Raw genomic sequence first — 1,939 nt, 5'->3', positions numbered from 1 at the left:
GCGGTCGGGTCGGGGGCCGGCGCGGTGGTGTGCAGGCTGCTCTTGGCCGTATCCGCCGTTTCCGGCTTCGTGCCCGTGTAGAGCGCGCCATCACTCCGTCTCCGGTCCCCGCCACATCGAACCGGACAGGCGGGTTTCCCGCATCCGGCTCACCGCGAAGGCGTCATCTCACCGGGGTTATGCTTCCGCTCGGCGGGGAGCCAGCTTTCAGGATGGCGTAGTACCTCACCCGGTAGTCATCAAAGAGCCCCCAGCTTCCGTACACGACGTCCTTACTCCACCGCTTCCAACCGAAGCCCCCTCGCTTCGCTCTCTTCGCCGCGAACCGCCTCACCTTGAGTTCGACGTGGTGTTTCACCCTGTCGAGCGCCTGGTACGAGTTGCCCCACCGAAAGTAGTTCACCCAGCCGCGGACAATGGCATTCACCTCCACCACGGCTGACTGCACTGCGAGTGCTCGGCTGTCCCGCAGGACGTGGCGCACGCGGCGCAGAACTTCGGTGACCTTCTTTCGTCGAGGGTTCGTGTTTGGGTACCACGTTCCAGTCTTCGGGCTCCGCTTCCAGCGGAAGTCGAAACCCAGGAACGCGAAGGAGGCGTTGCGGTCGGTCATCGTCACCGTCCGCGTCTTCTCCTTGTTGAGCGACACGCCGAGTGCCTCCGCCTCCTGGCGGATGCGCTCCAGCGCCCGTGCTGCCCACCTCCGCCCCTTCTCGGAGTCGGGGGCGAGCACCACCATGTCGTCCAAGTACCGCGCATAGGTGAGGAAGCCTCGTCCTCGGTCCAGGACATGGTCGAGGTCGTTCAGCGCGATGTTGGCCAGCAGCGGGGACAGGGGCGAGCCCTGCGGGATTCCCCTGTCCCCCGTGCTCCTGAGGAATTGCTTCACCAGCGCCAGCACCTCGCCGTCCTGGACTCTTCGTGCCACCCGCTCCAGCAGCGGCGCATGCCGGATGCTGTCGAAGTAGGCTTTCAAATCCACGTCGACTACGCGGTGCCTGCGCCGTCGCAACCCTTGGCGCACGGTGTCGATGGCTTCATGCGCCGACCGACCCGGTCTCGCCCCGAAGGAACTGCCCGAGAAGTCAGCCTCGAAGATGGGCTCCAGTACCAGCCGGAGGGCGCCCTGGACGACGCGGTCTCGAATCGACGGAATCGAGATGACGCGCACCTTGCCGCCCTCCTTCGGAATCTCTCTTCGTCGGTACGGTCTGGGGCGGTACGTGCCCGTGCGGAGTTCCTCGGCGACTGCACCGAGGAACCCTGCTCGTCCGCGCTCCTCGATGTGCTCGAAGGTGATGCCGTCCTGACCGGGAGCCCCACCGTTGCGCCGGGCTTCCAGATAGGCGGCTTCGAGAACTTCGGGTTTGAGGACGTGGACGTACAATCCCCAGAAGCGATGCGTCGGGGCGGATTTCGCCCGATGGCCTATCCTCGCGCGGAGTTCCTGCGGACTGATGGTGGGCTTTGTCATCCCGCTCCCGCCTCGCTCCTCTGCTCGGAGTACCTCCGGTAGGGGCCCTTCGCTCCACGGGCATTACCCCGCTTCGTCGCTACTACGGCCCCATCCGTCGGGCTCTCGCCTTCACCGGGCTTCGCCTCATCGGCTCGCCACGGCTACCTTGCTTCCGCGGGTTTTCTCCACGGGACGAGGAGCCCTTCCCTGTTTCCACTCATGTCCTTGTGCACGTGCCGTCGCCCTCTACCCCGCCGGGTGGTGCGTCCCCCTGGTCGTTCTGCGGGGACGCCCTGCTGCCTTCGCCGTAGTTGTGGCGGCTCGGCACCCGGAGGCATCAATTGACGGGGCCTCGACTGGGCATTCACTCGCCGTTACGGCCCGTGCACTCGCTCACCCCGCTGAAACGGGGCTTTGTCAGTGGGCTTCACCGCAGGGGTCTCCCCTGTCGGCGCCACCCCAGCTATGCGGCCTTGACCTGTT

Annotated in this window: 1 protein-coding gene; it reads right to left on the bottom strand. The window is 65.9% G+C overall.

What is annotated here, in order from left to right; all coding sequences use genetic code 11:
- Positions 1 to 163: 163 nt before the first annotated feature.
- Positions 164 to 1,387 (bottom strand): group II intron reverse transcriptase/maturase, encoded by a 1,224-nt coding sequence (gene ltrA, locus FMQ63_RS37060; RefSeq protein ID WP_020479258.1) that lies wholly within the window; start codon positions 1,385 to 1,387, stop codon positions 164 to 166.
- Positions 1,388 to 1,939 lie beyond the last annotated feature (552 nt).

The organism is Myxococcus sp. CA005 (assembly GCF_006518205.1).
GTDB classification, from domain to species: domain Bacteria; phylum Myxococcota; class Myxococcia; order Myxococcales; family Myxococcaceae; genus Myxococcus; species Myxococcus xanthus.
Note: the sequence above shows the minus strand (reverse complement) of the source record. Positions and strands in the feature narration are given on the sequence as shown.